The following is a 22,979-nucleotide window of genomic DNA, read 5'->3' on the forward strand; positions in this document are numbered from 1 at the left end:
AAGCCCGCGAACGAATTCCGACCGGGATCAATCGCCATTTCTGGCATTTATAGCCAATGTCGCGCAGCCGGATCCGGCATGCCTCTTCTACAGGTGCAGGCAGATGCATGCGCCTGTTAGTCCTTCACGTCGTATCGATAGGATTTCGAGACGATCTGCCAGCCATCGGCCAGCTTCATCGCGATCAGGTAATCGGTGAAGTAACGCGGCGGCAGCTGACAGCGCACCTTGATGAAGGCTGTTTTGTCGTCGGATCGATCGATGGTGACGATGAGATCATCGCGGGTCTTGCCATCGACCTTGCCCGAGGTCCGCGTGCGAACCATCGCCATCCAGTCCGGCATAGCCAGCACTTTCAGCGCACCATTCTCGACCCAGCGCAGGTCAGCGGTCGGATGAAAGATCGCGCCAAGCTTGTCGGCATCGGCCTCATAGAGACCGTCGAAATAATGCTGAATCACCGCCTCGACGGTCGAACGATCGTAAGCCAACTTATTCCCCCACCCACAATCAGATTGACCCTTATAACATGAAAGCGATGACGGCATGCTATACTGCTGCATGGGTGGTCCGGCTTTAGATCACTTGCCGTCGCCGAGCATCTTTCGGAAGCGCTCGATCTCCTGCGGCACGAAGGCCGCGAGATAGGCCGGTGCCATTTCGGCATCGCTGGCGGGCATGGAGCCGAGATCATCGAGCCGTTTCTGATAATCGGGATTGGCAACGGCAGCGCGCATCGCGGCATTGAGCTTCCCGATGATCGGCGCAGGTGTGCCCTTCGGCGCAAACAACGCGTACCAGCCGGATATTTCAAACTGCGGCAACCCGGCCTCGCGGGCGGTCGGAACATCAGGCAAATGCGGCAACCGCGTGCGGGACGCCAGCGCGATGGCCCGGATGAGACCACTCTGAATGGCCGGCGTTACTGACGCCGAGGAATCGCAGATGCCGTCAATCTGTCCGCCGATCAGATCATTCAATGCCGGCCCGCCGCCGCGATAGCCGACCAGCGTGACATCGATGCCCGCAGCCTGAACGAAAGCCTTGCAGAACAGATAGTTCTGCGAGCCTACGCCAGAGTGCCCGATGTTGAGGCGGCCGGGATTCTGTTTCGCATGAGCGATGAATTGCGCGAGATTGTCGGCTGGAAAATTGCGCCGGATGGCGACCATGGCGGAACTCTTGTTGAACATGCCGATTCCTGTGAAATCCGACGGCGCAAATTTCACATCGGGCGTGAACAGATAGACTGCTGTGTTGGTGCCGCTATTGCCCTGCACGATGGTGTAGCCATCCGGTGGAGCCTGCGCGACGCGGGCCAGCGCTACGGCCCCACCCGCGCCGCCGATATTTTCGATCACGATGGGCTGACCGAGATGCCGGCTCATCTGTTCGGCAATCAGCCGTGCATTGACGTCGGAACTGCCGCCCGCAGCGAATGGCACAATCAGCGTGATGGAACGGGTGGGATAGTCCTGCGCGGACGCATACAGCGGCGCGATCAGCACCAGACAGAGCGGAGCAAGCCTGAACCAAGCCATCCCAAATCCTCCCTGACCAGGTCATCCCTGATTTTTCCGTGATCTTAGGGAGTATCCGGCGCCGGAGGCAAAGACATGTTATGCTGCAAAGCGGCGTAGCCGACGGCGTGTTGCGCCACTCCTTGACGTCTACGGAGGTCCTGATGACCATCTCCATGGTTCACCCAACGATCGACACCAAGAGCCTGCTGACCGGCGCCCAATTCGCCGATGCCTTTAGCATTTCCACCGAGACGACGGACCTGACCGCCCGCGACGCCGCCACCCGTATGCTCAGCCACTCTGCACCTTGGGTGGTCGCCCTCACGCGGCTGCGGGATCTGATCGTTGCGCCCTTTGGGCTGAAGACGGCGCACTCCGCGCGTCGCGCCGATATCGACAAGATCGGCCTTTTTCCGGTGCTCACCGAGACGCCGCAGCGTCTGGTCGCCGGCTTCAACGACAATCATCTCGATTTTCGCGTCGTGGTCGATGTCGCGCCAGATGGCGCCGGTCAGCGCGTCACCGCTACGACAGTGGTGCTGATGCACAACTGGTTCGGACGTATCTACCTGACGGTCATCAAGCCGTTTCACCGGATGGTTGTCCGTTCCATGCTGCAACAGGTCGCGCGTTGATTTCGCCGTGGCGCCGTGGGGAACCTGGGTCATCGCAGCCCGTTAGCCCATATGCCATTTACCGGGATTGATCCGCCGAACGACGAGCTGAAAGTCACGCTGGCGCGCGCGTTTGACGCCGCATGGCAGCCCTTTGTGGCACATGAAGGCGCGGCCGCAGACACGCCAGAGAATCGCCGCCGCCTTGCAGCCCGGATTGTTGCCGTGGCGCGATCCGGACAGATCGATGAGAAAACGCTCGGCGAAGCAGGCCTGATTTACCTGCGCGTGATTGCCGAAGCCGCGCGACTGTCGGTTCGTATCCGCGAAGTATCATCTCCCGGTCTTGCGCCCCTGGCGAACGATCAGCGAACCCAATCGTTCGGCCCGGAGATCGTCGCGGCCATGTCCACCGCACTGGATCGCTGTCTTGACGAGCTGCCGCTGCGGATTTCGTCGGATGCGGTTCAATTGCTCTCCAGCAGCATCCTCGACGAAGCGTCGCGCGGCGAGCGCGATCCCGAAAAGCTGCACCTCCACGCTTTGGCTACGCTCAAGTCCCGTCAGTAAGCTCCTTGCTCACCGGTTCCGGGTCCGTCTCGGCCCATTCGGCGACGCAACGTTCGAGATCCTTCAAATTCTGCCGCATCTGCTCCAGCGAGAAACCGATCGCGAAAAAGCGTTCGGCGACATCGCCGGGCAATCCGCGCGTCAGTCCTTCCTGCCGAAGCGCGGCAACTTCCCCGGCATAGGCCTGCAATGCGGTCTGCACCGGCCAGATCGCCGGCGATCCGGTGCCGCTGCGCAACGCCACGGCGGTCGAATGCAGAAATGTCGCCATAGCATCGCTCACGCGAGACAGCGGCCCGGCGAGACGAATCTGTAGCGCAGATGGCAAAGGCACCACCGTCGAGCGCCCAATCATCACCAGATCATGCCGTAGCCGCAGCGTCGTACGCAGCAACGGGCCGGTATCGGGACCGCTCGACAGATGCGCAGCGCGCTCGCGCTCTGCTTCTGCACCGATCGCATTCAGATTGGTGAGCGCATGACCGATGCCATCCTGCAATCGGTGCAGCGCCTCGTTGTCGCGACCGCGCGTCAGCGACGCGAGCAGTTCGGTGAGCGCTGTGGCGATCAGATCGAGCGCCTCGGCCGAGCTGGCGCGGACCTGACTATGCGCCCGCGACGGCAGCACAAGGAACGACACCAGCAGACCTGTGACGGCACCAACTGTCACTTCGAGCACACGATCGATGGCGGATTCCAGCGGCGTGTTGTGGTTCATCATCGGCAGCAGCAGCACGATGATCGCCGTCACGGTCGCGACGTTCAGGCTCGGATTGATGGCCGCGATGAAGGCCAGCGGGGCCACCGCCAGCACCAGGACCGCCAACAGCGCACCTTCATTGGAATGCGGGATCAGAATCGCCACTGCGCCGCCATAAATGGCGCCGCCGATGGTCCCGACCAGATAATCGCGCGTCGCCTTCAACGACCGTCCGACGCTCATTTGCGTCACGATGATCGCGGTCAGCACCGCCCAGAGCGGCAGTTTGAGCCCGACGGTCAGGGCCACGATCAGCGCGGCAAGCGCGGCGGCCGTCACCCGGACGCCGAGGCCGAGTTCGACCTTGCGCGCCCGAAAGAAGGCAACCACCCGTTTCAGGAAGCCGAGAATTCGCTTCGATGCGGACATGTCCAGATTGATCCCTGAAACGGATTTTGACGAACTGGTTTCAGCATGGCTGATCCACGCGTCGCCATGCCGGCTTGAAACGCCCATTTGGTCCGCCTAAGGCTATTTCAACAAGAGTGAGGAAACACAATGGCTAACGAGACTGCAACGCTTGCCGCCTATGTCGCTGACCTGAAATTCGACGACATTCCGCAGGACGTGCTGGAACGAGCCAAGGTCCTCACCCTCGATTATCTCGGCAGCACCATCCGTGCCCGCAGCGAGGCCGAATCCACCCCATCCTTGCTGAAGATGCTGGAAGCCCTGTCGCTGGACGGCAAGGGCGAAGCCACCGTGTTCGGCGACAGCAAGACCTGGACACCGGCCGTAGCCGCCCTGCTCAACGGCGCGCTCGGCCACTCGCTCGATTTCGACGATACCCATGCAGATTCCTCGCTGCATCCGAGCGCGCCCGTGGTGCCCGCCGCCTTTGCCGTCGGGGAAATGGTCGGCGCCTCCGGCAAGGATGTGCTGACCGCGATCGTCGCCGGCTATGAGGTCTGCTGCCGGCTCGGCAACGCCCTCGACCCGACCTCCCATTATGCCAAGGGCTTCCATCCCACCGCCACCGCCGGCACCTATGGCGCCGCCGCTGCAGCCGGCAAACTGTTCGGACTCTCGAAGGATCAGCTGATTTCGGCTTTCGGCGTGTCGGGCAGCCAGGCGGCGGGTTCGCTGCAATTCCTTGTCAACGGCGCCTGGAACAAACGCTACCAGGTCGGGGCTGCAGCCATGAACGGCGTGATCGCCGCAACGCTGGCGCGCAACGACTTCGTCGGTGCGACCGAATCAGTCGAAGGCAAGCACGGCTTGCTGGTTGGCTACAGCGACGATGCGCATCCCGAAAAGGCCGTGGCCGATCTCGGCTCGGTCTATGAGACCATGAAGATCGGTATCAAGCCCTATCCGAGCTGCCGCTACACCCACGCCGCCATCGACGCTCTGCTCGCAATGCGCCGCGAACACAATCTGACGCCCGAACAGGTCAAGCGCGTCGAGATCGGCCTGCATCGCAACGGCATCACGCTGACCGGCGACGCCGCCACCAAGCGCCATCCGAGCTCCATCGTCGGCGGCCAGTTCTCGATGTTCTTCACCGGCGCGCTGGCGCTCGATCAGGGCAGCTTCGGCTGGGACGACTACAAGCGTCTCGGCGACAGCGCGATCAATACGCTGGCCGACCGTTTCGACGTGGTTCAGGACGCGCGCCTTGAAGGCAAGCGCCATCCGTTCGGCGCACGTGTCAGCATCCACACCGAGGACGGCGTGCACGAGCGCATCTATGCCGATCCGTCGGGTGAGCCGACATCGTTTCCCGATGCTGCCGCCATGCAGCAGAAATTCCTGCAGCTCGCACGTCCGGTTCTGAACAATCGCGCCGAGAAATTTGCCGACGCCATTCTCTCGCTCGAGAATTTCGACCACGTTGCGACCGCGACCGCGCTGGGGCGCTGACGACCTCACGATCAACGTCGCTGCAGTTACACCGCACTGCAACTATAAATAACGACGCGCAGCCGTTTACACGCTCTTCCTCCCGTTGCTATCGTCGCGGCAACAAAAAGCAAACGGGAGGAGACCTTTATGAATCGCATCACCGCGATCACGGCTTGCGTCGCGATCGGCCTTTCTGCATCCAACATGGTCAGATCGGCATCGAGCCAGTCGGAAAGTGGCTGGGTCACGCTGGTCGATAGCACCAGGATGGGCGACTGGGACAAGGTCGGCGACGCCAATTGGGCGATGAAGGACGGCGCGCTCGCCGCCGACAAGCTGCTCTCCGGCAAGGATCTCGCTTATCTCGTCAGCAAGACGCCCTACAAGGATTTCCAGATCAGGGCCGAGTTCTGGACCGATGCCGAAGCCAATAGCGGCATCTTCATCCGCTGCGATAACCCGAAGGTGATCGACGGCAAGACCTGCTACGAGGTCAACATCTTCGACAAGCGACCCGACCCGTCCTATGGCACCGGTGCCATTGTCGATGTGGCCAAGGTCAATCCGATGCCCAAGGCGGCGGACAAGTGGAACACCTATGAGATCACGGCGAAAGGTCCGAAGCTCACGGTCGTCCTGAACGGCGAAAAGACCGTCGACGTGGAAGATACCAAGCACGCCGCCGGCCCGATCGCCCTACAATACGGCTCCGGCGTGGTGAAATTCCGCAAGGTCCAGATCAAGCCGCTGTAAGCACAGCCATTCCTCAGCCCGGATGGAGCGATCCATCCGGGCTGAGCCCCTTTTACCCGCCCCGCCAAATGCTGCTATGATGGCTTCAACCCCACGGAGCCCCTCATGAGCTGGCAACCATCAGAAGATCCGATTCTCGGTGATCCCAAGACCTGCGACGCGCTGGAGCTGGTCATCGTGCCGCGCACCCGCGATCTCGGCGACGGCTTCCTGGTCCGCCGCGCGCTGCCCCACGGCAAGCGGCAGATGGTTGGCCCGTTCATCTTCTTCGATCATTTCGGCCCGATGCAGTTCATTTCCGGCAAGGGCATGGATGTGCGGCCGCATCCACATATCGGCCTAGCCACCGTCACCTATCTGTTCGACGGCGCCATCATGCATCGCGACAGCGAGGGCAATGTCCGCGAGATCCAGCCGGGCGCCATGAACTTGATGACCGCCGGAAAGGGCATCGCGCATTCCGAGCGTACACCCGACGTCCAGCGCCGCGACGGCCAGAAGATGCTAGGCCTGCAAAGCTGGATCGCGCTGCCCAAGGACTCCGAGGAAATCGCGCCGTCGTTCCAGCATTATGCTGCCGAGAGCCTGCCGACCATCACAGACACCGGCTTCACCGCGCGCGTGATCGCCGGCAAGGCATTTGGTAAAGCGTCGCCGGTGTCGATGGTGTCGCCGTGGTTCTATGCCGAAGTTGCGGTCGAGGCCGGCACCAGCGTGCCGCTCGATCCCGATCACGAGGAACGCGCGGTTTATATCGTCGATGGAGAAATCGAGATCGCCAGCGACCGCCATGAGGCGCCGCAACTGCTGATCTTCCGGCCCGGCGATGCCATCACCATCAAGGCCATCAGCAATACCCGCATGATGTTCCTCGGCGGCGACGCACTGGAAGGGCCGCGGCACCTGTGGTGGAATTTCGTGTCCTCCAGCAAGGAACGCATCGAGCAGGCGAAAGAAGACTGGAAGACCGGCCGCTTCGCCCATGTGCCCAACGAGCACGAATTCATCCCGCTGCCGGAATAGGCCCCCCTTCATCACGACGCCGCCGGCCTGACGCCGGACGGTTCTGCTTTCGAAAGACCCCCTGACATGACCACGATGGCCACCAGCGACCTGCCCCTGCCCAAGATCGGTCGCGGCAAGGTGCGCGATATCTATTCCGTCGGCGACGACCGCGTGCTGCTGCTGACCACCGATCGCATCAGCGCCTTCGACGTGGTCATGAATGAAACCATCCCGATGAAGGGTGCGGTGCTCACCCAGATCAGCGCCTGGTGGTTCAACCAGCTCGGCGGCGTGGTCCCGCATCACATGATCTCGGCCGATGCTGACGACATCATCAAGCAAGTGCCGGCGCTCGCAGGTCACCGCGCCGCGCTGGCCGGTCGCGCCATGCTGTGCCGCCGCACCACGGTCTTCCCGATCGAATGCGTGATCCGCGGCTATATCTCGGGCTCGGCCTGGAAGGAATATGCTGCGTCAGGCACGCTGGCCGGCGAGAAGCTCGATGCCGGACTGCTTGAGAGCCAGAAATTCCCCGAGCCGGTGTTCAGCCCGGCCACCAAGGCCGAGACCGGCCATGACGAGAACATCACCATTGCCCGGATGCGCGAGATCATCGGCGAGGAGGATGCCTTCACCCTCGAGAGCATGACCCGCGCGATCTATACCCAGGGCGAAGAGATCGCCCGCGAAGCCGGTATCATCATCGGCGACACCAAGTTCGAATTCGGCAGGGAAGCCGATGGACGCATCATCCTGATCGACGAGGTGATGACCCCCGACAGCTCCCGTTTCTGGGCCGCCGATGTTTATAAACCGGGCCAGCCACAGCCGAGCTTCGACAAGCAGCCACTGCGCGACTATCTCGACATCGAGCGACGCGCCGGCCGCTGGAACGGTGAGGCGCCTCCGCCGACACTCCCCCCTGAGGTCATCGACGCCACCAGCAAACGCTATCTGGAAGCCTATCGTCGCCTGACCGGCGCGGAGCTTGTGGTCAGCTAAGCCGCCGACGGTCCTTCACGTGGACTGTCATAAAAATATTCTTGTCCGTCCATCTCTCCGTCGTCTACCAGAGACGGCGGCGGTTGCGCCTGTCGCGCAGCGCTCCGACAGGTTCGCGTGTGACATACTTCTTGCCCGCCTCCACCATCCCCTCCACCTTGAAGGTAGCCGCCCATGGCTGACTCCCTCGTCAGCCCGGACGCGTTGCGCGTCTGGCGCAACGACATCACCGGCGGCCTGATCGCCAGCGTTCTGACCATCAGCTTCGGCCTGTCCTATTCGGTGCTGATCTTTACGGGGCCGCTGGCGGCGCTGATGCCCTACGGAATCGCAGCAACCTTCATCTCAGCGAGTGTCATCGCCGCCGTCGTCGCCCTCGGCAGCTCATTTCCCTTCGCCGTGGCCGGCCCGGAGAGCTCCACCGCAGCCGTCACCGCGATCCTGTCGGCAGCCCTGGTCGAACACATCGCCACGGCCGATGCATCGCCCACTTTGCTGGGTCCAGTGCTCATCACATTGTCCTCGGCCACGATTGTCACGGGCATCGTGCTGTGCGGTTTCGGTATCACGCGCATGGGGCGGGCTATCCGCTATGTGCCCTATCCGGTGATCGGCGGGTTTCTCGGAGCTACCGCCTGCCTGATCGTCGCCGGCGCCATTCAGGTGATTACCGGCCACAAGCTGCAATGGGCGAACCTCATCAGACTCTCCAATCCGATGACGCTCTACGAGCTGCTGGCTGCGGCTGCCGTGGCACTGACGATCTACATTATCTGGCATCGCTCCCGCAAGCCGCTGGCACTGCCCACGATCCTCATCGGGAGCGTCGTAGCGGCGCATCTCGCGTTCCGGATCGCCGGCATATCCGTGATCGAAGCACAGGCCATCGGCTGGACCTTCGCATCGCCCCCGAAAGCCAGCCTGACCTTGCCCTGGGGATTCTTCAGCGATGGCTACCCGTGGCAGGCGCTGCCCGGACTTGTGGGCAATTTCATCGCTGTGATCTTCGTGACGGCAGTGAGCACGCTGTTCAATACAACGGGCCTCGAAGTCGCCGCGCATCAGGAAGCCGATATCGAGCGCGAACTCAATGTCACCGGAGCCGCCAATATCCTGGCCGGCGCACTTGGCGGCTATGCTGGCTGCATCTCGATCAGCCGTTCAGTCCTGAACCGCAGCAGTGGCGCTACCGGTCGTTTGTCCGGCCTGACCGTCGCCGCGGTAGCCGCGCTGATGCTCGTCGTCGATCCCTCATTACTTGCCTATATGCCGCGCTTCGTGCTCGGCGGCCTGCTGCTGTATCTCGGCCTAGAGCAACTTCATCGCTGGATCGTCGACTCCCGCAAGCGGCTCTCGCTGCTCGACTACCTGTCGCTGCTGGCGATCATCGTCATTATTCTCACCTGGGGTTTCGTGGCCGGCGTGCTGATCGGCATCGTCATCGGCTGCGCCACCTTTGCGCTCAGCGTGTCACGGGTCTCCTCGATCAAATACGGTTTCGACGGCTCGGAATATCGCAGTTCGCTCGACCGCTCGCTGGAAGACCAGCGCACGCTGGCGACCCATGGCCGCGAAATTCAGGGCCTCAATCTGCAGAGCTATCTGTTCTTCGGCTCGGCCAACCGACTGTATCTGCATGTCAAGGCGCTGCTGCGCCGGCATCCCGAATGCCGTTATCTGGTGTTCGACTTCAAGCTGGTGACGGGCATCGACTCGTCGGCCGCCCACAGCTTCGCCCAGATCAAGCGCATCGCTGAAGGCCACGGCACCACGCTGGTGCTCGCCAATCTTCATCCCTCGGCCAATCGCAATTTGCGCGCCAGCCTGTTCATCGACGACGCCGTCAAGGTCATGGGCGAACTCGATCACGCGCTGGAGTGGTGCGAGAACGAGGTGATCGTCAGGCATCGCGGACTCGCCGAAGAAGAAGCCAACTTGCGCGACTGGTTCACCAAGATCCTGCGCACCGCGGACGATTCCGAAGAACTGATGCGCCGCTGCCAACGCGTCGAGGTCAGCGCCGGCGAAATCGTCGTTCAGGCTGGCGACGCTGCCGATTCCATGCACTTCATTCTGGACGGCCGACTTGGCATCATGGTGCCGGCGGGCGATGGCAGGCTGACGCGGGTGCGCAGCCTCGGGCGTTACACGACAGTGGGCGAAATGGGCCTTGTCGCCTATGCACCGCGCAGCGCCACGATCCAGGCAGAAATCGCGAGCGTGCTGTATCTACTGCGCGCCGACGCCTTCGAGGACATCAAGCAAAACCATCCGGCATTGAGCCAGAAGCTGCTGACATACTTCGTGTCGGTCATGGCGGAGCGGCTGGCTTTTGCGAGCCGGATGATCGCGGTGTTGCGAAGGTAAGAAGAGTCCACACGACGCATGCGAAACGGACGGCCGGCTACGAGTTGGAGCCGCCGGCACCGACGGTCGAATTTTCAGGTATCGTTGCCTTGCGGCTGGCGCGCCAGTTCTCCCACCTCTGGATGACGACAAAAAAGGTGGGAACGAACAAGACGGCAAGGCAGGTCGAAGCGAGCATGCCCGAGAACACGGTGATGCCGATCGACTTGCGGGCGCTGGCGCCGGCGCCGGTCGCCAGCACCAGCGGCAGCACGCCGAGAATGAAGGCGAAGGACGTCATCAGGATCGGCCGAAAGCGCGCACGCGCGGCTGCGACTGCAGACTCGAGCAGCGGCTTGCGATCGTGCACATGCAGCTCGATCGCCACCTCGACGATCAGGATCGCGTTCTTCGCCGACAGCGCGATCAAAAGGATAATGCCGATCTGCGTGTAGAGATTATTCTCGATTCGTAGCGCGGTGAGCACCGTCATCGGGCCAAGTAGCGACAGCGGCACGGCCAGGATCACCGAAATCGGCGCATACCAGCTTTCATATTGCCCTGCGAGCACAAGATAGACGAGCAGCAGCGCAAGGCCGAACACATAATACAATTGATTGCCGACGACCTTTTCCTGATACGACATCGCCGTCCACTCGAAGCCCGTTCCCGGCGGCAAAGTCTTGGCCGCGATCTGCTCCATCAATGCCATCGACTGCCCTGAACTGTAGCCCTGTGCCGGCAGGCCGATCACCGCCGCCGTCGGATAGAGATTGTAAAGACTGATCAGCGACGGCCCCACGGCGGGCGTAATCTTCGCCACGGTGCCAAGCGGGATCATGCTGCCCTGCTGGTTGCGGACCATCAGGTTCTCGATGTCCCGGGCGGTCAGCCGGAACTTGGCATCTGCCTGTGTATAGACCTGAAAGGTGCGGCCGAACTTGTTGAACTGGTTGACGAAGGACGAGCCGAGATAGGACGACAGGGTCGAAAACACCTGATCCGTCGTCACATGCAGGGTCTGAGTCTTGATACGGTCGATCTCGATATCAAACTGCGGCACCATCGAGCGGAACGGCGAACTGACGCGCTGTAAAGCACTCTGTGTCTCTGCATTGGCAACGATCGCGCCGGTGATCGCCTGCAGCTTGGCGTAGTCGGCGTTACCGTCGCGCAATTCCACCTGCATGGCGAAGCCCGCAGCATTGCCGATGCCCTGAATCGGCGGCGGAGGAACCACCAGAATGCGGGCTTCCTCGATCACCGAGAGACGCTCGTTCAGTCCGACGAACAGCGAACGAAGGTCCTGACCCGGTCCGCGCTCGCTCCATTCCTTGAGGATCAGATAGGCAACACCGGCATTGGCCAGGCTTGAGCTGTTGTCGAGCGCGGAGATGCCTGAAATGGTAAGCACCTGTTCCACCGCCGGCGTCTTCGCGGCCAATTCGCTGACCCGATCGAGCACATGCTGCGTCCGGTCCAGCGCGGCACCATCGGGCAACTGGACGGCTACCAGCAGATAGCCTTGATCCTCGATCGGGATGAAGCCGGTGGGAATCCGGGACAGCCCATAGCCGCCGATACCGATCAGAATCAATGCGATGAAAACCGAAAGATTGCTGTGTGCGACCATGCGAGTGATCAGGGCAGCATAGCCCCGCTCAACCCGGTCGTAGACCTTGTTGAACCCACGATAGAAGAAATTGCGCTTCTCCGGCGGCACCGGGCGGCGCAACCACAATGCGCATTGCGTCGGCTTCAGCGTGGCCGCATTGATGGCGCTGAGCAGAGCCGTCGCGGCAATCACCAACGCGAATTGCGCATACATGCGCCCGGTCAATCCAGGCAGGAATGCCGCCGGCAGGAACACCGAGATCAGCACCAGCGTGATGCCGATGATCGGGGCAAACAGCTTGTCCATCGCACTGATCGCAGCGTCGTGGCCGGACATGCCCTGCTCGATATTGTAGGCGGCACCTTCGACAACCACGATGGCGTCGTCCACCACGATGCCGATCGCCAGCACGATGGCGAACAGGGTCGACAGATTGATCGTAAAGCCCAGCGCGGCCATCGCCGCAAAGGCGCCGATGATCGTCACCGGAACTGTCGTTGCCGGCACCAGCATCGCACGCCAGTCCTGCAGGAAGATCAGGATGACCACCAGAACCAGAAGACCAGCCTCGAGAAGCGTCTTGTAGACCTCGTCGATCGATGCCTGGACGAATTTCGTGGTGTCGAAGGGGGTGTCGTATTTGATGTCGTCGGGAAACTGCGCAGCCAGCGCGACCATCTTCTTCTCGACGGCCTTTTCGACCTCGAGCGCGTTGGCGCCCGGCGACTGGAATACGCCGATGCCGACAGCCGGCTTCTGGTTGAGCGAGAATATCTGGCTGTAGGTCTGCGCGCCCAATTCGACGCGCCCAACGTCACGGACCCGCGTGACGTCGCCACTATCGCCGGTCTTGACGATGATGTCCTCGAACTCGGCGGGATCGTCCAGCCGCCCGTTGATGTTCAGCGTGTACTGAAACGCCTGCCCCGCGGGCGTCGGCGGCATGCCGATCTGGCCCGCAGCAACCTGTTGGCTCTGCTGCTGGATGGACTGGATGACGTCCTGCGGCATCAGCCCGCGCGCTTGCAGCTGGTTCGGATCGAGCCATATTCGCATCGAATACTGGCCGGCGCCGAACACCGTCACATTGCCGACGCCGGGCAGACGCGACAATTCGTCCCGGATGTTGATCGTGGCGTAATTGCTCAGAAACAGGCTGTCATAGGTCGACTTCGGCGACGTCAGTGTGACGAACAACAAGATTGCCGTCGACTTCTTCTGAACGGTCACGCCCTGATTCTGCACGGCGGTCGGCAGCGACGACAGCGCGCTCGATACGCGGTTCTGCACAAGCACCTGCGCAAAATTCAGATCGGTGCCGATCTTGAACGTGACCGTGAGTGAATAGGTGCCGTCGGCAGCGCTGTAGGACTGCATATAGAGCATATCCTCGACGCCATTGACTTGTTGCTCGATCGGCAATGCCACCGTGTCGACAATGGTCTTGGCGCTGGCGCCGGGATAGCGCGTCGTGACCTGGACGGTCGGCGGCACCACGTCGGGATATTGTGCCACAGCGAGGCCATAGAGCGAGACGCCGCCGATCAGGATCATCAGCAACGCGATGACATTGGACAAGACCGGCCGCTCGATGAAGAACTTCGAAATCATGGCCTGTCCCTACTTGGTCGGCGTCGGCGCTTCGATCTTTCTCACCTGCGGATCGACCTTCTGCCCCGGAATGGCACGCAGCAGGCCTGCGATGACGACGCGATCATCCGGCTTCAGACCGCTTTCGATCACGCGAAGGTCGGCTTCCAGCGGGCCGACGACGACCTTGCGCTGCTCAATGACATTGTCGCCATTCACGACCAGCACATAGCGCCCAGCCTGATCGCTCCCGAGCGATACATCGGGCACCAGCAGGGCGTCACCTTGCTGGTCGATAGGCACGCGAACGCGGACATAAGAACCCGGCAACAGGATGCGATCCGGATTTGGCAGCACACCACGCACCGGTAGCGTACCCGTCGACTGGTTGATGGTCGGCGAGATGTAGTCGATCTTGCCCTTGTGCGGAAAGCCGGTCTCGGTCTGCAGTCCGACCTCGACGGGCAACTGCCTGATATCGCTCACCGTCAGCCCGCGCCGTCGGGCTTCGTCCCGGATATGCAACACATCCTGTTCATTGACGTTGAAATTCACATAAATCGGGTCGAGTTGCACGATCGTCGCAAGCTGCGTCGGCGACGCGACACCGACCAGTTCGCCGACCGACACCAGATGTGCGCTGACGATACCGTCAAACGGCGCAACGACATTCGTATAGCCGTAGTTGACGGCCGCGATCTTGGTGTTGACTTGCGCCTGCTGCAGATTGGCTTGGGCGTTTTCGCGCGCCGATGTCGACTGGTCGAGTGTGGCTTGCGAGACGGCTTGCCGGGCAACGAGATCTGACTGGCGCTTGAAGTCAGCTTCGGCCTGCTTTGCAGTGGCCTGCGCCCCCGCTTCCGCAGCCTGCGCCTGCTCCAGCTTCAAGAGGTATGTCTCAGGTTCGATCGTGAACAGCGTTGTGCCTTGCTTGACGAAGGAGCCATCCTGATAGTTGATTGACTGCAGAACGCCCTGAACGCGCGCCACGAGATCAACGTTCTTGACCGGTGCTGTATTGCCCGTCGCTTCGAAAAAGCGCGTGATACCGCGCTGCACAGGGACCGCTACCTCAACTTTCGGCGGCGGCGGCGGCACAAAAGTGTTTTGCTCGCAGGCACTTAAAAAAAGGCTCGTCAGCACGATACCCGCAGCGCGCATGGCCGTGACCTGCTGCAGCTGCTCAATGCGAGCTTTTCGTCCAGATGAACAGGCGCGCACAAACCGCATTATCCTGCCTCAATCAAATGACTCTCTGAAAACCCCTTGGCCAAGAAAGTGACAGCCACACGCATTAATAGCAACAATACACTTGTAGTGGAAACGAAACCGTAAAATGATGCCGGACCGAAGTTGTTTTGCGAATGCCTTTCAGAACTCACGTTTCTTGAAGATTTTACGCAATTGCCCTGAATGACCGGGCGGTAGCAACGAGGATTTCAGCGATGAATTTCATGTTCGGTTCCGCCGCGCGATATCGCACGTCGATGGCCACTGTCATTCTATTTGCAATCGCGAGCCCTGCCTTTGCGCAGGCGCCGAGCCAGGCGCAGCGTGACGCGATCAAGACGCAGTGTCGCTCGGATTACATCGCGCATTGCTCGAACATTCCTCCTGGTGGAGAAGCCTCGTTGCAGTGCCTTCAGAAGAACATGTCGAGCCTTTCGTCGGCATGCGCGGGCGCGGTTCGGGCCGTCGAAGCGCCGGCGGCTGCACCAAAGGCCGCTGAGCCGGCACCCGCAACAACGCCCAAGACCGAATCCACGCCACCGGTTGCCAAGCCGGCAACGGCAACGGCCGCACCGAAGGCAGCAGCGACGCCCGCTGCGAAAGGCACGACTGCGGCTCCGGCTGCGGCAACCGCGACCGTTGCACCCGCAACCGCTCCCGCAGCCATCGTGCTGCGGCCGATGCGACCACGCGAAGAATTGTTGGTGATGAGATCAGCATGCGGTGGCGACATCAGATCGCTCTGCGGCGGCATTCCGCCCGGTGGGGGCCGCATCGTGCGGTGCCTGGCCAGCAACAGCGCATCGCTTTCACCGGCTTGTACCGGCGTCCTCGCGCCATTCGCTCAACGATGATCGAGGCTGCACGATAACGATTCGCCGATTGCGTCCATCACTCCCCACGAAAGGCAAGGATCAGCTGTATCAACCGGGCAGACAGGACGATGTAACAGAGTGACATCGCGATCTGAAACGCGACGTGCCACTCCAGCTTTGCAAGCTTGTAGAGGCCATCGATGAAATTCAGCAGCAACAGAGCGATTCCGAACAGTTCGACACCACCACCGACGAGACTGTGGCGCAGGTATCCGAACAGAACGATAGAGGGCTCATCGCTCGATACATGTGCCCCGGCCGATATAATCAAGGTGCCGATCACCATCTTTTCGACGTGACTGAATATTTCCTTTGAGGCAGGCTCGATAAGTCGATTGTGAAAGTTAAACCACCTGGTTCTGAAATCCGACATGCTTTCTCCTGCTGAGGCAGCATCGGGCGAAACAGGCCCGCTGCAAGTTTCAAGTCGGCAAGTATCTGCGATACTTAATAGACGTTTTGCCGCATCAGGATACAAGGCGCCGTTACAGGATTCCTGATCGTTCACGAGATTTTTGCGTATTCCTGCGAACTACTCTTTGCAATTGAAGCAGCTTTCAAAACTCCTGTTCGTATTCCGCTCACGCCGCCACTGAAGCCCACGACCCTTTTCGCGCGTCCTTTTCCAACCAACCAAAACGGGAGATCACCATGCGTTCTTTCTTGATGATGGTTGCAGCCGTTTTCGCATTCGGCACGACGATGACGTTTGAAGCCACCGACGCCAACGCCGTCGTCTGCGCACGTGGCGTTTACCGTGCCGGCTGCGCCGGCTACCGCGGCGCCGTTGTGGTACGCCGCCCGGCGGCGGCGTGCCGCACCGTCTGGGTCAATGGCGTGCGCGTCCGTCGCTGCTACTGACCGAGGGCGGGTTCGGCTGGGTCAACTAATTCAGAAGGCCCGTCGGACTCGCCGGCGAATAACCGAGAGACAGACATTGATTTGTGCTGGCTATGGCAGAGCCATTGGCCATGCCTGCCAAAACGCGAATGCCCGGCACATCGCACGAAGCTTGCTTCGCGCGGGCCGGGCATGACGAGTGACTGATTCAAAATTCGGAAAGGCGCGACGCCTCAGATCCCCGACATCATGATGTATTTGATCTCGACGTATTCTTCCATGCCGTGATGCGAACCTTCGCGGCCGAGACCTGACTCCTTCACGCCGCCGAACGGGGCCACTTCGGTGGTGATCAGACCGGTGTTGACGCCGACCATGCCTGACTCCAGCGCCTCTGCGACACGCCAGACGCGACCGAGATCGCGCGAATAGAAGTAGGATGCCAAACCGAACGGCGACGCGTTGCACATGGCGATGACGTCGGCTTCATCCTTGAAGCGGAACACCGGCGCCAGCGGGCCGAAGGTTTCTTCCTGCGACACCAGCGCATTCGGGTTCACGTTGGCGAGCACCGTCGGTTCGAAGAACGTGCCGCCGAGTGCGTGGCGCTTGCCGCCGGTGACGATCTTGGCGCCGCCCTTCACGGCATCCGCGATGTGACGCTCAACCTTCTCGATCGCCTTTTCGTTAATCAGCGGACCCTGGGTAATGCCCTGCTCGGTGCCGTCACCGACCTTCATGGCCGCAACCTTCTTCGCCAGCTTTTCGACGAACTGATCGTAGATCGCGTCCTGCGCATAGAGGCGATTGGCGCAGACACAGGTCTGGCCCATATTGCGATACTTCGACACGATCGCGCCCTCGACGGCGGCATCGATATCGGCGTCGTCGAACACCACGAAAGGTGCGTTACCGCCGAGCTCGAGGCCTAGCTTCTTCACGCCGACCGAAGCCTGCCTGTAGAGGATCTTGCCGACATTGGTGGAGCCGGTGAAGCCGACGAAGCGCACGGCAGGATGCTCGCACAACACGAGGCCGATGGCCGATGCATCGCCGGTGATGATGTTCAGCACGCCCTTCGGCACGCCTGCGCGCTCGGCCAGTTCAGCCAGCGCCAGCGCCGACAGCGGCGTCTCGTTGGCGGGCTTGATCACCACGGTGCAACCGGCGGCCAGCGCGGGCGACACCTTGCGGGTGATCATGGAGTTCGGGAAATTCCACGGCGTGATGGCGCCGCAAACACCGATCGGCTGCTTGATGGCCAGCAGGCGCGCATCGGCGCGCTGGGTCGGGATGGTCTCGCCATAGACGCGGCGGGCTTCCTCGGCGAAGAACTCGATATAGGCGGCACCGATATCGACCTCGCCCAGCGCTTCGGCCAGCGGCTTGCCCTGCTCGGTGGTGAGGATCAGCGCCAGGTCTTCACGATTGGCAATGATCAGCTCGAACCACTTGCGCAGGATGTTGGAGCGCTGCTTGGCGGTGAACTTGGCCCAGACCGGAAACGCCTTTTCGGCGGCCTCGACGGCCTGCGTCGTTTCCTTGGCACCCATATTGGGCACCTTGGCGATTTCAATTTCATTGACCGGATTGGTAACCGAGGTCTCTCCGGTGCCGACCCAGGCGCCATCGATGTAGCACTTGTCGCGCAGCAGTGAGGGGTCCTTGAGGCGGTCGCGCAGCGAAGGGGCAGATGACTGGCGTGCGGCGGCGGTCGGTGACATGGGCGGTTCTCCTGCGGAAAGTGTCGCGAACGTATAGCCGCGGACTTGTAGAGGAGTATAGACCCGAAAGCGCCCCTCGGCAGCGAATGGCAGCTATCGCTCGCTCGGGCATTTAACGCCCGAATTCAACAGTCGCAGAACGCCGCAAGCCGGATCAGGCCGCGCCGCGCATATAGGTCTCGCGCCGGTCGATCATCCGCTCGAAAGCGATCCGGGCATTGGCGCGGGTCGTCGTCGAGAAGGTGCGGTATTCCAGCTCCGGCAGCATCGCCACGTCACGGCGACCAAACCAGGAGATGAAAGATTTCGGCGGGGCCGAGATCTTGGCCAGCGCCTGCGCCAGATTTTCAGCTGCATCGAAAGCGAACAGGGCGCCGGTCTGGGCAACCCGGACCTCGAAAATTCCTGGACCGATCGGCGCCTCGATGCTCTCGCCACGGGAAGCGCGGGGATAATGTTTCCAGTCGGTCCAGTTCGCGATCATCGTCGGTCTCCGCAGCTGACACGCTGCACCTGTTACTCATGGTCTTAGGGTTAGTGTCGGAAAGCGCTTTGACGTTCACGTCATTTTTTGAACACAGCTGCGCCAATTTCGTTCCGGGCCGCTATGAAGTTTGCTGGCTAAACCGGAAATAGTTCCGCCGAGGGGTTAAAACCAGCGCAAGTGTAATCACATCCGCGAGATCGGCGGCCTCGCGCTCAAGTTGAAACGCGGTATGATAAGAAAAAACTGGAGGGAAACGGATGTCTGCCCAAGTCGAGATCGACCAGATTCTGAAGAAGGCCAGCGAGACCGGCGCGATTCCCGGTGCGGTTGCGATGGCTGCGACGCGGGGTGAGATCATCTATCGGGGTGCGTTCGGCAAGCGCGACGTATCCAAGGATACCACCATGACCCCGGACAGCGTGTTCTGGATCGCCTCCATGACCAAGGCGATTACCGCTGCCGCAGCGATGCAGCTGGTGGAGCGGGACAAATTGACGCTGGATGCGCCGCTTACGACAGTACTGCCGGATCTTGCGGAAACACAGGTGCTGGATGGCTTTGACGTCGGCGGCACCCCAAAGCTGCGTCCGCCGCGCCAACCGATCACCTTGCGGCATCTGCTGACCCATACGGCCGGGTTCTGCTACGACATGTGGAACGGCGACATGGTGAACTATCTGGAAAAGACCGGCATTCCGCCGTTCCGCACCGGGCTGAACGCCGCCATGAAAGTACCAATCATGCGCGATCCCGGCACGCGCTGGGAATACGGCACCAATATCGACTTCGTGGGCAAGGTCGTCGAGACCGTCAGCGGCGAACGCCTCGACGCCTATTTCCGGAACCATCTGCTGGCGCCGCTCGGAATGACCGACACCGCCTTCGTGATCGGCGACGACCAGCGCAAGCGCCTCGTCGCCATGCACAGCCGCAGCACCGACGGCGCACTGACTCCGATCCCTTTCGAGATCAGGCAAGATCCGGAATTCTTCGCCGGCGGCGGCGGACTCTACGGCACCGCACCCGACTATATCAAGTTTACGCAAATGATCCTGAACAGCGGGACCGGCAACGGCAATCGGGTATTAGAGCCGGAGACCATCACGCTGATGAGCCAGAATCATATTGGCGAGCTCAGCATGACGCCGATGGCCGCGGCGGTGCCGACCGCCAGTAACAATGTCGACTTCCTGCCGGGCATCGACAAGAAATACGGCCTTAGCTTCATGATCAACACGGCGCAAACCGCTGAAGGCCGCAGCGCCGGCAGCCTTGCCTGGGCCGGCCTCGCCAACACCTATTACTGGATCGATCCGGCACGCGACATCACCGGCGTCATCATGATGCAGGTGCTGCCATTCGCGGATCCGACTTGTTTGAAGGTGTTTTCAGACTTTGAGCGCGCGATTTATGCGGAGCTGGGCGCGAAGAAGGCGGCGTGAGACGGCGCCTTTCCCTCCCCGCGAGGGGAGGGAATAACACCCTTAAACCGGCAACCCGTTCTTGCCAGCCAGGTCCTTCAGCGACACCTGCGGACGCGCGCCGATATGCTGGATGACTTCGGCGGCGGCCATGGCGCCGAGCTTGCCGGCATTCTCATAGCCGGCATTGCGCACCAGACCGAACAGGAAGCCCGCCGCGAACAGATCGCCAGCGCCTGTGGTATCGACGAGCTTCTCAATCTTGTGGGCCGGCACCGCAACGACGCCATCGCCGGATGTCACCACACACCCTTTCTCGCTGCGCGTCACAATGCCGAGCTTGACGTCCTTGCCGAGCTGCTTGAGCGCCGCATCGAAATCCGCGGTCTCGTAGAGCGAGGTCAATTCGGCCTCGTTCGCGAAGATCAGATCGACAGTGCCGGACCGCATCAGGTCGAGAAACTCGGCACGATAACGGCCGACGCAGAATGCATCCGATAGCGTCAGCGCGACCTGGCGCTTGGCGTCATGCGCGATCTTCGAGGCCTTCACGAACGCTTCCTTGGCGCTGGCGGGATCCCACAGATAGCCTTCGAGATAGACGATCGAAGACGCTGCAACCGCAGCGGCGTCGATATCATCTGGCGTCAGATCCTGCGCAGCACCGAGATAGGTGTTCATGGTGCGCTCACCATCGGGCGTCACCAGGATGTAGGAACAGCCGGTGGCCGGACCGCCGGTGGCCGCCTTGGTGTCGAATGCGACGCCGGCGGCACGGATGTCGTGGGTATAGAGCGCGCCGATCTGATCATCCTTGACCTTGCCGACATAGGCCGTGCGGGCGCCGAGACTGGCGAGGCCAACGATGGTATTGGCGGCCGAACCGCCGGACATTTCAGTGGCAGGGCCCATCGCCTTGTAGATCGCCGCGGCGCGGGCTTCGTCGATCAGCGCCATGCCGCCCTTGGTCATCTCATGCGCGGCGAGAAACTTGTCATCGGCCTGCACCAGCACGTCGAAGATCGCATTGCCGATTCCGAGCACGTCATATTTTGCTGAGGTCATTAAGAATATCCCGTTGCGGCAATTGCGATGACGATGAAAATCCGTTTCAACTCGTCTCGCTGTCGCCCAGATTAAGCCGTCGGTGAAGGCCGGTGTGATGGCTGCAGCGACTATCACGTTCTGCCCCGCGCCAGCAAGGACAGCCCCTTACGATGGTTCTATGATCCGTTCCATCCTGACCATTTCCACGGGCACTTTGGCGTCGCGGCTGCTGGGTTTTGCCCGCGACGCTATGGTGGCCGCGCTGCTCGGCGCGGGTCCGATCGCGGATGCTTTTCTGGTCGCGTTTCAGCTGGTCAATGTGATCCGGCGCCTGCTCACCGAAGGCGCACTGAATGCCGCCCTGGTCCCGGCCTGGCTGCGTATCCAGACAACGCAGGGCGCCATCGCAGCCGCGGCCTTTGCGGGACGCGTGCTCGGCACCATCAGCGCAGCCCTGATCGTCGCAACGATCCTGATCGGCTTTGCGATGCCGGCCGTGATCGCATTGCTGGCTCCCGGTTTCGTCGGTCAGCCGACGCTGCAGCTCGCCGTCAACAATGCGCGCTTGATGCTGCCCTATCTGGCCTTCGCTGGCCCCGTCACTGTCATGATGGGACTTCTAAATGCGCAACAGCGCTTCGCATTGACCGCGTTTTCACCGCTGCTGTTCAACATTGCTCTGATCGCCGTGATGGCACTACTGCTGGTGTGGCGGCAGGAGCCAGACACTGCCGCTATGGCCATATCGGCCGCCGTTGGCATCGCCGGGCTGCTGCAGTTGCTGATGCTGATCTTGCGGCAGTCCAGCGGCAATCTTGCGACGCCCTTGCGATTGTCGCTCGACGGTGAGATGCGCGGCTTTTTCCGAAAGGCGCTGCCTGGCATGCTCGCGAGTTCCGCGCCACAGCTTCTCGTCGTCACCGGCGCCATCATAGCATCGACAACGCCGGCCGCGGTGTCGTGGCTGTATTTCGCGAACCGCCTGATCGAGCTTCCGCTCGGCATCGTCGGCACGGCCATGGGCATGGTGCTGATACCCGCATTGACGCGTGCCGTGCGATCAGACGATCACGCGGCGATCGCGCAGGCGGAATCGCGCGGGCTTGAACTCGCAGTCGGCCTTGCACTACCTGCAACACTTGGACTGATGGTGCTGAGCCATCTCATCGTGCAGTTTCTGTTTCAACATGGCGCGTTCAGTTCGACCGATACGATCTCCACGGCGAGTGCATTGATATGGCTTGCGTTGGGCTTGCCCGCTCATGTGCTTGTGAAAGCCTTGTCGCCCGCCTTTTTCGCCCGCGAGGACACGATGACACCGCTGCTGGCGACGCTCATCGGTCTGGTCGTCGCGATCATCTCCGCGCTGGTTCTGAATACGTCATTCGGTGCGAGCGGCATCGCCGCCGCGATCGCTCTGGCGGCATGGAGCAGTGCAATCTTCCTGACGGCCCGAAGCGCAGCAGCGTTCGGCTTCTCACTCGACCATGATGCAAGACGCCGGCTGCCGATCATTGTCGTGTCGTCGCTGGCCATGGGCGGGCTGCTGTGGCTGGCCGCGCAGCTCGCCTTGCCCTGGATCGCGCAAGCGCATGGCCTCGCCCGGCTGGCGCTACTCGCCCTGCTGATCGCTTGCGGACTTGCCATCTACGGAGCGCTGCTCACCCTGACCGGCACCGTACGCTGGGCCGAGATCCGCAGCGCCCTCAAGCGATCGCCGGCGGCCGGCTAG

General features: G+C 61.5%; 20 protein-coding genes. 10 read left to right on the forward strand and 10 right to left on the reverse strand.

Annotated features, from left to right (window positions below; all coding sequences use genetic code 11):
* Positions 1 to 116 precede the first annotated feature (116 nt).
* Complete coding sequence (locus ACEK02_RS03295; RefSeq protein ID WP_371420369.1) at positions 117 to 491, reverse strand: nuclear transport factor 2 family protein; 375 nt, start codon at positions 489 to 491, stop codon at positions 117 to 119.
* A 90-nt stretch (positions 492 to 581) separates the two neighbouring features.
* Positions 582 to 1,541 carry a tripartite tricarboxylate transporter substrate-binding protein gene (locus tag ACEK02_RS03300; protein WP_371420370.1) on the reverse strand — a complete coding sequence of 320 codons (960 nt, stop codon included), beginning with the start codon at positions 1,539 to 1,541 and terminating at the stop codon, positions 582 to 584.
* A gap of 143 nt (positions 1,542 to 1,684) precedes the next feature.
* Between ACEK02_RS03300 and ACEK02_RS03305 the strand changes: the two genes are divergently transcribed.
* Positions 1,685 to 2,158, forward strand: a complete 474-nt coding sequence (locus tag ACEK02_RS03305; protein WP_371420371.1) for a DUF2867 domain-containing protein — start codon at positions 1,685 to 1,687, stop codon at positions 2,156 to 2,158.
* Positions 2,159 to 2,209: 51 nt separating this feature from the next.
* Positions 2,210 to 2,707: a hypothetical protein gene (locus ACEK02_RS03310; RefSeq protein WP_371420372.1), complete on the forward strand. Its 498-nt coding sequence runs from the start codon at positions 2,210 to 2,212 to the stop codon at positions 2,705 to 2,707.
* On the opposite strand, the gene ACEK02_RS03315 is transcribed toward ACEK02_RS03310, so the two are convergent.
* Entirely contained in the window at positions 2,691 to 3,836 is a 1,146-nt protein-coding gene (locus ACEK02_RS03315; RefSeq protein WP_371420373.1) for an FUSC family protein, read from the reverse strand. The two genes, ACEK02_RS03310 and ACEK02_RS03315, sit on opposite strands and share 17 nt — an antisense overlap.
* Positions 3,837 to 3,965: 129 nt before the next feature.
* Here ACEK02_RS03315 and ACEK02_RS03320 point away from each other — a divergent pair, with 129 nt between their 5' ends.
* The 5 genes from ACEK02_RS03320 to ACEK02_RS03340 all read left to right on the forward strand — a co-directional run bounded on the left by ACEK02_RS03320 (position 3,966) and on the right by ACEK02_RS03340 (position 10,439).
* On the forward strand, positions 3,966 to 5,330 hold the full coding sequence (locus ACEK02_RS03320) for an MmgE/PrpD family protein (RefSeq protein WP_371420374.1): 1,365 nt from the start codon (positions 3,966 to 3,968) through the stop codon (positions 5,328 to 5,330).
* A gap of 186 nt (positions 5,331 to 5,516) precedes the next feature.
* Positions 5,517 to 6,065, forward strand: coding sequence for a DUF1080 domain-containing protein (locus ACEK02_RS03325; protein ID WP_371420419.1), 549 nt, complete (start codon positions 5,517 to 5,519; stop codon positions 6,063 to 6,065).
* 105 nt (positions 6,066 to 6,170) lie between these two features.
* Entirely contained in the window at positions 6,171 to 7,088 is a 918-nt protein-coding gene (locus ACEK02_RS03330) for a pirin family protein (protein WP_371420375.1), read from the forward strand.
* Between the two features lie 66 nt (positions 7,089 to 7,154).
* Positions 7,155 to 8,072 (forward strand): phosphoribosylaminoimidazolesuccinocarboxamide synthase, encoded by a 918-nt coding sequence (locus ACEK02_RS03335; RefSeq protein ID WP_371420376.1) that lies wholly within the window; start codon positions 7,155 to 7,157, stop codon positions 8,070 to 8,072.
* A gap of 174 nt (positions 8,073 to 8,246) precedes the next feature.
* Complete coding sequence (locus ACEK02_RS03340) at positions 8,247 to 10,439, forward strand: SLC26A/SulP transporter family protein (protein WP_371420377.1); 2,193 nt, start codon at positions 8,247 to 8,249, stop codon at positions 10,437 to 10,439.
* 37 nt (positions 10,440 to 10,476) lie between these two features.
* On the opposite strand, the gene ACEK02_RS03345 is transcribed toward ACEK02_RS03340, so the two are convergent.
* The 4 genes from ACEK02_RS03345 to ACEK02_RS03360 form a co-directional block, all read right to left on the reverse strand.
* On the reverse strand, positions 10,477 to 13,644 hold the full coding sequence (locus tag ACEK02_RS03345; RefSeq protein WP_371420378.1) for an efflux RND transporter permease subunit: 3,168 nt from the start codon (positions 13,642 to 13,644) through the stop codon (positions 10,477 to 10,479).
* Positions 13,645 to 13,653: 9 nt separating this feature from the next.
* Complete coding sequence (locus ACEK02_RS03350) at positions 13,654 to 14,784, reverse strand: efflux RND transporter periplasmic adaptor subunit (RefSeq protein WP_371420379.1); 1,131 nt, start codon at positions 14,782 to 14,784, stop codon at positions 13,654 to 13,656.
* Positions 14,785 to 15,265: 481 nt separating this feature from the next.
* Positions 15,266 to 15,586, reverse strand: a complete 321-nt coding sequence (locus ACEK02_RS03355) for a hypothetical protein (protein WP_371420380.1) — start codon at positions 15,584 to 15,586, stop codon at positions 15,266 to 15,268.
* A gap of 158 nt (positions 15,587 to 15,744) precedes the next feature.
* Complete coding sequence (locus ACEK02_RS03360; protein WP_371420381.1) at positions 15,745 to 16,236, reverse strand: hypothetical protein; 492 nt, start codon at positions 16,234 to 16,236, stop codon at positions 15,745 to 15,747.
* A gap of 143 nt (positions 16,237 to 16,379) precedes the next feature.
* Between ACEK02_RS03360 and ACEK02_RS03365 the strand changes: the two genes are divergently transcribed.
* Positions 16,380 to 16,589, forward strand: a complete 210-nt coding sequence (locus ACEK02_RS03365) for a hypothetical protein (protein WP_371420382.1) — start codon at positions 16,380 to 16,382, stop codon at positions 16,587 to 16,589.
* A gap of 212 nt (positions 16,590 to 16,801) precedes the next feature.
* Here ACEK02_RS03365 and ACEK02_RS03370 read toward each other — a convergent pair whose 3' ends face one another.
* Both ACEK02_RS03370 and ACEK02_RS03375 read right to left on the reverse strand, forming a co-directional pair.
* Positions 16,802 to 18,292, reverse strand: coding sequence for an NAD-dependent succinate-semialdehyde dehydrogenase (locus ACEK02_RS03370; protein ID WP_371420383.1), 1,491 nt, complete (start codon positions 18,290 to 18,292; stop codon positions 16,802 to 16,804).
* A gap of 154 nt (positions 18,293 to 18,446) precedes the next feature.
* On the reverse strand, positions 18,447 to 18,776 hold the full coding sequence (locus tag ACEK02_RS03375; RefSeq protein WP_371420384.1) for a hypothetical protein: 330 nt from the start codon (positions 18,774 to 18,776) through the stop codon (positions 18,447 to 18,449).
* A gap of 260 nt (positions 18,777 to 19,036) precedes the next feature.
* On the opposite strand from ACEK02_RS03375, the gene ACEK02_RS03380 reads away from it, so the two are divergent.
* On the forward strand, positions 19,037 to 20,221 hold the full coding sequence (locus ACEK02_RS03380; RefSeq protein WP_371420385.1) for a serine hydrolase domain-containing protein: 1,185 nt from the start codon (positions 19,037 to 19,039) through the stop codon (positions 20,219 to 20,221).
* Positions 20,222 to 20,263: 42 nt separating this feature from the next.
* Here the strand turns inward: ACEK02_RS03380 and ACEK02_RS03385 are convergent, their stop codons facing one another.
* Positions 20,264 to 21,265 carry an adenosine kinase gene (locus ACEK02_RS03385; protein WP_371420386.1) on the reverse strand — a complete coding sequence of 334 codons (1,002 nt, stop codon included), beginning with the start codon at positions 21,263 to 21,265 and terminating at the stop codon, positions 20,264 to 20,266.
* 160 nt (positions 21,266 to 21,425) lie between these two features.
* On the opposite strand from ACEK02_RS03385, the gene murJ reads away from it, so the two are divergent.
* Positions 21,426 to 22,979 carry a murein biosynthesis integral membrane protein MurJ gene (gene murJ, locus ACEK02_RS03390; RefSeq protein WP_371420387.1) on the forward strand — a complete coding sequence of 518 codons (1,554 nt, stop codon included), beginning with the start codon at positions 21,426 to 21,428 and terminating at the stop codon, positions 22,977 to 22,979.

Origin of the sequence: Tardiphaga sp. (genome assembly GCF_041424195.1) — a bacterium.
In the GTDB taxonomy this organism is placed as follows: domain Bacteria; phylum Pseudomonadota; class Alphaproteobacteria; order Rhizobiales; family Xanthobacteraceae; genus Tardiphaga.